The organism is Richelia sinica FACHB-800, from assembly GCF_014698825.1.
In the GTDB taxonomy this organism is placed as follows: Bacteria; Cyanobacteriota; Cyanobacteriia; order Cyanobacteriales; family Nostocaceae; genus FACHB-800.
On record NZ_JACJTT010000007.1, the window covers coordinates 160,562 to 169,640 of the forward strand.

Annotated in this window: 4 protein-coding genes; 1 reads left to right on the plus strand and 3 read right to left on the minus strand. The window is 36.8% G+C overall.

Going from position 1 to position 9,079, the window contains the following annotated elements; all coding sequences use genetic code 11:
• Positions 1–78: 78 nt before the first annotated feature.
• Positions 79–1,269: a SpoIIE family protein phosphatase gene (locus H6G73_RS08360; RefSeq protein WP_190603172.1), complete on the plus strand. Its 1,191-nt coding sequence runs from the start codon at positions 79–81 to the stop codon at positions 1,267–1,269.
• Positions 1,270–1,317: 48 nt separating this feature from the next.
• Here H6G73_RS08360 and H6G73_RS08365 read toward each other — a convergent pair whose 3' ends face one another.
• From H6G73_RS08365 to H6G73_RS08375, 3 genes are all read right to left on the minus strand, one after another.
• A complete protein-coding gene (locus H6G73_RS08365; protein WP_190603176.1) occupies positions 1,318–1,665 on the minus strand; it encodes an STAS domain-containing protein in 348 nt (115 codons plus the stop codon).
• Between the two features lie 127 nt (positions 1,666–1,792).
• The gene (locus H6G73_RS08370) at positions 1,793–7,621 is read right to left on the minus strand and encodes an ATP-binding sensor histidine kinase (RefSeq protein WP_190603178.1); all 5,829 of its coding nucleotides are present in this window, start codon (positions 7,619–7,621) and stop codon (positions 1,793–1,795) included.
• A gap of 273 nt (positions 7,622–7,894) precedes the next feature.
• Complete coding sequence (locus H6G73_RS08375) at positions 7,895–8,767, minus strand: hypothetical protein (RefSeq protein WP_190603180.1); 873 nt, start codon at positions 8,765–8,767, stop codon at positions 7,895–7,897.
• Positions 8,768–9,079 lie beyond the last annotated feature (312 nt).

A 9,079-nucleotide genomic window follows, 5' to 3' on the forward strand; every position in this document is an offset into this window, starting at 1 on the left:
AGCTATGATTTTCGTAATTGATAAACAATCTTGATGAGAGATGCTGATTATCAATCAACAACCAGTTAAATAAAATCTATGTTTAAAATTCTCATCATTGATGATGACCCTATTATCCGATTAGCTTTGAGCAAAACACTACAAAACCAAGGTTATGACGTAGAAACAGCTAGTAATGGTGAAGAAGGCATTGCTCAAGCACAACGATTAAATCCAGCTTTGATTATTTGTGACTGGGTTATGTCTAAAATGGATGGATTAGAAGTTTGTCGTCAAATTAAAGCTGACCCAGAATTAGCCTCTACATTCTTCATTTTATTAACAGCCAAAGGAGCTAATCCGGAAGGAGCAGGAGATAGGGTGAGAGGTTTAGATGCGGGAGCGGACGAGTTTGTTTCCAAACCTATTGATATTAACGAATTAAAAGCCAGGGTGAGGGCTGGTTTGAGGTTGCATCAACTGTATAAAGATTTACAAACACAAAAACAAGACCTGGAAACACTCAACAATATTTTACAAACCCAAAAGCAAATTTTAGAAACTGAGTTAGCAGAGGCCGCAGAATATGTGCGATCGCTTTTACCTTGTCCTTTAGTAGGAAAAGTAACAACACAATCACTATTTGTTACCTCTGCTCAACTAGGGGGTGATTGCTTTGATTATTACTGGTTAGATGATGATCATTTCGTTATGTACCTATTGGATGTATCAGGACATGGTGTTGGTTCTGCACTATTATCCGTGTCTGTATTGAATGTGTTGCGATCGCAATCTCTCCCCAATACTAATTTTTATCAACCTAGCGAAGTTCTCAAAGCTCTCAATAACGCTTTTCCCATGGCTAGCCATGGTGATAAATACTTTACAATTTGGTATGGAGTTTACCAACCTTCTGTGCAGCAAATAATTTATGCGAATGCAGGTCATCCACCAGCTTTACTCTGTGGGGTGAACCCTTACCAAAATTTTGAAATTCAGAAACTAAACTCTCTAGATTTACCCATTGGTTTTATTCCTGATATCGAGTTTGCCGATTCAGTCATCCCAGTTCCATCCCATAGCACCCTATACATTTTCAGTGATGGTGCTTATGAAATCCATCTTCCCGATGGAGATATTTGGGGTTACAACGCTTTATCGGCTGTGTTGAGTAAATATGCCCGCAGTGGTGATCACAATTTGCAACTACTTTTAGAGCAAATTATCTCTGTTAACCAAAAAAGCAATTTCTCAGATGATTTATCTTTACTTCAGGTCAACTTTACTTAAATTGCTCCTAGCAATTCCACTCACCAGAAAATAAAGAAAATATTCTAGTTAATCAATAGTGACAAAATTTATATTTAGGTTTAAGACTTGCCGATAAAATTCATCCCTATCTGCAAAAATTTGAAAAATTCTATCCATTTTTGTCAATTCAAATAACGCTTTCACTTGCTCATTGACTGTACAAATGAATAACTTGCCATTGACTTTATTCAGAATCTGCCGAGAAGATACTAAAGCTCCTAATCCAGAGCTATCAACAAAATTAACATGCTTCAAATCTACCAAGATAATATTTACACCAGTCTCAGCACAATCACTGATTTCTTGTCGGAGTTTATCACCTGTTTGAGCATTTAACATTCCTGATAACTTAAGGACTTTCACGTTGAGATTCATAAGTAGAGACCCTGTTAATTGCCTGTACACACATATATACCGTGCATAGATATATACATAATTATATTTTACATGGGTAAATGCCAGCCTGAACACCGAAAATTTGCAGTAGCAGCAGATTTATTTCTTAAGCAATAGGGATGGAAATGATAAACTCTGTACCCTTTCCAGGAGTGGAATTGACTGTAATTCCACCACCATGTTTTTCCACGATAATTTGTCGAGCGATCGCTAATCCTAACCCTGTACCTTTATTTACAGCTTTCGTGGTAAACAAATGTTCAAAAATTTTATTCTTTACTTCTGGGGGTATACCTGCACCATTATCTTGAATGTGAATATCAATATATTGGCGATCAAGACTCCAATTAGTGGCAATATGAATTAGATTCGGGGCAGATTGAATTTCCAGGAAATTCCGGCCAAGATTTGATTCTTCTATCGCATCAATGGCATTAGCCAGCAGATTCATAAACACCTGATTCAGTTGTCCAGGAAAACATTGTATTTGGGGTATATCTGCATAGTTAGTTATGACTTCAATCGCTGGACGAGTATCATTTGCTTTCAGTCGATGCTTCAAAATTAAAATAGTGCTATCCAAACCATCATGAATATTGAAAGGCACTTTATACTCAGTATCAGCACGGGAGAAGGTACGCAAACTATTACTAATACTATGAATGCGTTTTACACCTTCTTGCATTGATGCAATCAATTTAGGGATATCTTGACGGAGATATTCTAAATCAATATTAGCGATTTCTTCTTCTATTTCAATGCCTGGTTCAGGGAATGTTTGTTGATAAAGGTCTAGTAAAGTAAATAAATCCTGCACACCTTCATAGGCTGGTTGAATATTGCCAGCAATAAAGCCCACAGGATTATTAATTTCGTGAGCAACTCCAGCCACAAGATTGCCTAAAGCTGACATTTTTTCACTTTGAATCAAATGGATTTGTACATTTTTGATTTCTTGTAATGCTGCTTCTAATGCTGATGATTTTTGGATAATTTCTGCTTCCGCTTTTTTCTGCTTACTCACATCTCGCAAAATCGATAAAGCATGGGGTTTGCCATTATAGATAAAAGCTTTGGCTTTGACTGCAACAGGGAATAACCGACCATCTTTGTGGATACAAATCACTTCTTCATTAAATTCTTGATCTGCTTTAACTGCGGTGATAAATCTTTCAAAGCTAGATAAATATTCTTGGTGGATAAAGTCAGCGGGAGCCAGTTCTAACCATTCTTCAATTTTGTAACCATACATTTGGCAACAAGCTGGATTTGCCGCCACAAATTGCCCTGTTTCCAAATCAATAATTGATAAGCCATCAGCTACAGCTTCAAAAATACTCCGATATTGTGCTTCCTGTTGTGCAAGTAATCCTAAAAATTGCTCTAATTGTTGTGATTTTTCCTGGGCACGTGCATACAGACGGGCATTATCTAAAGATATGGCTACTTGGGAACATAAAAACTGAATAACTTCTAATCTTTCTTTTGTAAATACTCCAGCAGTAAGCTGATTTTCTAAGTAGAGAACACCAATTAATTTACCTTGGTTAAAAATAGGAGTAACGAGTAAACTTTTGGGTTGAACTCGTAGTAAATAAGGATCAGATGCAAAGGTCGTTAAATGCAGATTGTCATCAATGATAATAGTTTCCCTTGTATGTTTAACATAATTGATAGGAGCAATGGCAATATCTTCAGATGTATAAACAGGAATAGATTGTAGTATGCTGGCTTCCTGATCCAAAGTTGTGTAAGCTGCTATCACCCAGGAATTGTCTTGCGGTAAAATCAAGGCAGCTTTTTTCGCACCTGTATTTTCCATTAAGATTTGCATTAATTCCCATAGCAGTTTATCTAATTCAATGTTACTGCTTAAAGTTTGGGATATTTTAATGATGGCAGCTACATCGATAGAGTGAGAAATATGGTGATTAGATAAAGTCCCCACTGTGCTGATTGTGCCAATATGCTCACTGTTTTCTGTGGGAATAAAATGCAGTTTTTCTGGGTGTAAAATTGTGGACAGTAATTTGGGATAACGTTTTTCTAAATCCTTGACTTTGGCTGTTGCTCCCCAGCGACTATAACAATAATAAGCTTCCACCATATAAGCCTGGGCAACTTTTTCTTTACCCCAATCAAGGTAGAACTTAGCAGCTAGTTCATTAGCGATCGCTTCTTCTTGGATATAACTATTTTCCTTGGCTGTGGCAATAGCCTGGTCGTATAATTCCAAAGCATTAGCTTTTTCATCTAATACTCGATATTGTTCTGCTGCTACTAAATAAAATTTGTGTAAGTAATTCATGGGGGCATAATCAGCCCAATTTTTTAACAGAGACTGATTTGCTGCTACTTTCTCTAAAATTTGTGTTCTTTTTCCACTATCTACTTGGGAATAAATTGATAGCAGGGCTAGTGAATCATAGGTATAAAACACGGGAGTCATCAGAGAACCTACCCCCGCATCTAAATAATTTTCTGCCTCTAGAGAAGCGTCTACTGCTACTGAATAATCTGCAAATAAATAAGCTAAAAATGATTTATGCAGATGTAAATAATATAAAGCTCCACGATGATTTGATGCTAAATGGAGAGGTAACATTTTTTGTTCATCATAAACTTGACCAACAAGATAGTCATGATGTTGTATTTCTCCCAATAAATTCATCACTGCTTGGAGATTAATTTGATGAATTTGCAGCACACTTTCTTGTTTGACACTACTAATAAAATCTCCATAGGTTTGCATTTGCCCTGCTAGGGTAGACAAGTCTACCAAACCACTAAAATAGGCAAGATGGCTATAGTATTGCAGTGAAAAACTAGCGTGTTCTAAATCTCCTGTATTCAGTGCCGCGGTGTAAGCATCAAATAACTGCGGTAAACAAGTTCTGACATGCTGTTTCCAATGTTGGGTGAAACAGGTAGCAACAAGGATACCAGGTGCACGAAATGTCTTAATTTTGAGTTTTTCAATTAACTTTAATGCTAGTTGTCCATACTCATAGCCAGACTCAATTTCTCCAAATACTCCACATAAAATCATGCCGCAGGTAGCATAACCATGAGCATGAGCAGGAGCGTTACCATATTGCCAGGCCAGTTCTACTTGTTTTGCGGCAATAATGGGTAGAAGTTCTGGTAAAGCTAAATGTGCAGTGGGGCTTAAACTCACAAAAATTCTGGCTGCGGCTAGTTTCAAAGGGTCTGTCATGACTGGTAAGTCAATTAAGTCCTCAATCCTTCCTGTTGGTAGACCCTGCAACACAGTGGACATAACTGCTTCAATATCTGCTTGGGTAGGCTGTTTAGGTACATCCACACCTAAATGCTGGAGAACATCCAAGCCAAAAGCGATCGCTGCTTGTAGACGATTTTGAGCCTTTAAACCTTGGAGTTTGACTTCATAGGCTGTAATTTGATCTTCTAGGGTGGTTGTGTTGTCTAATATCTCTTTTACATAGGTTTCCATCTGGTCAAAATGTCCGTTGAGATAGGCAGCTTCTGCGGCTGCTTCATGTAGTGCTAAGGTCAATTGAGCCTGGTTTTGCCAGCAATCTGGGGGTAATAGCTGGATGCCTGTGGTCAAGTAGGCGATCGCATCTACATAGGCCGTTGACAGTTTGGCTTTTAAACCAGCACTGAGATTTAATTGAGCTAACTGCAATTTTTCTTCAGTTTTGGTCAACAGTTCTTGTCCACAATTTAACTGATTGACAATTTCAAAAATTCGTTCTTCTTGATGGTTTGGAGCAATTTGTTGCAGTAACAATTGCCCAATCTGGAAATGGGTAATTTGCTTTTGACTATCAGCAATTAAAGCATAGGCAGCTTGTTGAACTCGGTCATGAAAGAATTTATAGCTGACAGTTTTACCAACATCCTCCCCCAGTGATTGATGATCGTTGCCCACATAAATTTTATAAATCTCATTATTTGGTACAATCAACCCCTCTTGTAACCCTTGCCATAAACAAGCTGCGGTTTCTATCTCCGACTGTTGAGAAACAATGGCTAAAGTTTTTAAATCAAATGTATTTCCTATACAAGCTGCTAACTGCAAAGCCCGTTGAGTAGATGCAGACAATTTTTGTAACTGTATAGTCATAAATACCACCACGTCATCTGTCAGAGTAGATTGATTAATTTGGGTGATATCACATTGCCAACAGCTAGCTTGACAATCAAACTTGATTAAACCATCTTGATATAATGACTTGAGAAATTGTCTAGCAAAAAATGGATTACCTTGAGTTTTTTGATATACAAGTTTAGTTAAAGGTAAGGATGAGTTTTGGCTACAACCTAAAGTATCGCTAATTAAATTATTTAACTTTGATTCACTCAGTGGCGCTAAAGTAATAGTTTTTAAATGAGAATTTGACAATCTAATTTCATCCACCATCAGCATCAATGGATGGGTTGGAGAGACTTCATTATCTCTGTAAGCACCAATCAATAATAAATAACAGTTACTTTTTTCAGTAATTAATAACTTAATTAACTGCAAAGAAGCCAAATCAGACCATTGCAAATCATCTAAAAATATTACTAATGGATGGTCTTTAGTCGCAAAAACTTGTAAAAACTTCTGAAATAATAAATAAAAGCGATTTTGACTCGCACTACCTGATAATTCAGGAACTGCTGGTTGTTTACCAATAATACCTTCTAATTCAGGCACAACATCAATGATGACTTGGGCATTTTCTCCCAAAGCAGCAATAATTTTCTCTTGCCATTCGTGCAATTGCTGATCATTTTCTGACAGTAACTGACCCATTAAATCCCTTAAAGCTGCGACTAATGCTGAAAAAGGGATATTCCGATTAAATTGGTCAAATTTACCTTTAATAAAATAACCACGTTTCTCAACAACGGGTTTATGAATTTCATTGATGACTGCCGTTTTACCAATACCGGAAAAACCAGCTACTAGCACCATCTCTGTTTGGACTAAACTCACTCTATCAAAAGCATCGAGAAGAAATTTTACTTCTTTTTCTCGTCCATACAGTTTTTCTGGAATAATAAACCTTTCTTGAATATCCTTACTACCGATGACAAATTTAGGGATTGTACCTGTTGCAATTAAACTTTGCCGACAGGTTTCTAAATCAAATTTTAAACCCAAAGCACTTTGATATCTTTCTTCCGCATTTTTTGCCATTAATTTGCCAATAATTTGGGAAATTATCGGAGGAATATTCGGGTTAATGATATCCGGTGGAGTGGCTTTTTTCGCTAAATGATAATGTACCAACTCCATTGGGTCTTCAAAATCAAAGGGAATTTTTCCTGTTAATAATTGATAAAATGTCACTCCTAGTGAATAAAAATCTGTCCGGTAGTCTATGCTGCGATTCATCCTACCTGTTTGTTCAGGAGATAAATAGGCTAAAGTTCCTTCTAAAATATTGACAGCTTTTAATTTTTGGTTTTCTTTTGGTAAAAGAGAGGCAATACTAAAGTCAATAATTTTTACTTGTTTTGTGATGGGGTTGATAACTATATTGGCGGGTTTAATATCTTTGTGAATAATACATTGACGGTGAATTTCTGCTAAAATATCGTTAATTTGAATAGCAATATCCAAAAAATCCCCTATAGGTAATCTATGATGAGGATAGCGTTTAACATATTCATTTAGTGCTATTCCTCCATCATCTGCCATCACCAGGATATAACCATTTTGATAAGGTTCTAATCCCAACGATTGAACGACACCAGGTATGTTTATATTTTTAGAAATAGTATACTGATTACGAAATTGCACCAGTTCATTGAAAGTAGGAAATTCTTTCCGCATCAATTTGAGGACAACCGGAAAATTATCAGTCATGCGGATACCCCGATAAACTAATGTCCGTGTTCCTACGTGAATTGTTTCGGTAATCCTATATTGGGCTAATTTGTTCTCATCTTTAGCCATCTTCATGAAAATACCTTTGATATTGATTCAAGTTACCTTCATTGTTTATTGTGCCCACATGAGCACCTGAAGTATCAAAGCATAGGGATGTTTATTGGTACTTGATGAAGATAATTTTTGTCTACTCAACCGCTGTCATCTTCTCTGGTTGAAGCTTGTGTCATCTCCCATCCAAAGCAAAAATCCCCAAATTACTATGGAGATGTTGTATATATTGACAATCTCTAGGCTGAAAATTTCAGCCTTTGTGCAAACCCTATCACTGTTATCCTCTTAAATATAAACAAGTGATAATTCTGTGAGGCTGAAATTATTACTGTCTTCAATGACCATAATTACCTCTTCAGTAAAGGGCAACAGATTATTGTTATCTAAGCCGATTCCCAGACCAGATGTAAACATATCGCTATCCAGCACATATAAGTGAGAATTATCAACTAACTCAAGATTCTCTTCCCCATTGTTGAACTCTATTACCAAGGGATAATCTGGTAATTCAGCCGAAAAATTAGTTCCCTCATTGTAGAATGTCTGTTGTTCATCTGAGGGCAAATATTCTGTAGGGACACCATTGCCTCTATTCACATCAATCAAATATTCATTATCTGGACATGGGCAAGCAACTAACACCTCACTGCCGCTGGGAGATAATGACAGGTTTGTTATCACATCTGCTTCTACTAAGTCTTGACCGCTAGTGTTAAATACCCAGTCACTACCTGAACCATCATCGAGAGACTTGTTTTGTACTGGTTCTAATAAAGAGTGATGACTATCTCCGCTAGATAAAGTATCAACTTCTGCACCAGCTTCTAAATCTTCGTTGCCAGATGGCAGTTTATTTTCTCCATCAGCATTTGTGGAGTGATCCTTGCGTTCACTACCGTCGGGAATCTCGATATCAACGAAACCTGGGAGGCGATCGCTACTGTTATTATTACTAAACAGGTGATTTTCTGTGTCAAAGGTACTAGTATGATCAGCTTGTCCATTAGTTAGGGATTGAACATCACTAAAGTTAATCCCAAGAATATGATTGTCATCATGAACGAAAATGACATATTCATCTTCAATGAGAATAGAATTGCTTTGGTCTTTTCCAGCTTGCTGTACTAGGTTGTTGCTTATTTGTAATGGCTTAATCATAAATTTTGGTTGTTGTTTTTACATATCTCAATATCTTGTTTTTAACAGTGAAATATGGAAAATACGTGGAATATTTGTGATCAATAAAATTCAGAAATAATACTGTAATCTCAATAATTTTCCTGTGCTCAATCATGATTAGCACACTTAATATAGGCAGTATGCGTAAGTATTGACAGTAGACACTGATTCAGCAAACCCTATTTATAGCTGTAGCCAGATTAATTAGGACGCTGCTTGCTTGAGAACGATTTCCATTGCTTCACGTAAATTATCCGATGTGGCTAAAAGCTTGCGAACCCTACTTTTCAA

What these genes read in the sequence shown, in the direction of transcription:
- H6G73_RS08360 (WP_190603172.1), top strand. Translation starts at nt 79, where the DNA reads ATGTTTAAAATTCTCATCATTGATGATGACCCTATTATCCGATTAGCT.
- H6G73_RS08365 (WP_190603176.1), bottom strand. Translation starts at nt 1,665, where the DNA reads ATGAATCTCAACGTGAAAGTCCTTAAGTTATCAGGAATGTTAAATGCT.
- H6G73_RS08370 (WP_190603178.1), bottom strand. Translation starts at nt 7,621, where the DNA reads ATGGCTAAAGATGAGAACAAATTAGCCCAATATAGGATTACCGAAACA.
- H6G73_RS08375 (WP_190603180.1), bottom strand. Translation starts at nt 8,767, where the DNA reads ATGATTAAGCCATTACAAATAAGCAACAACCTAGTACAGCAAGCTGGA.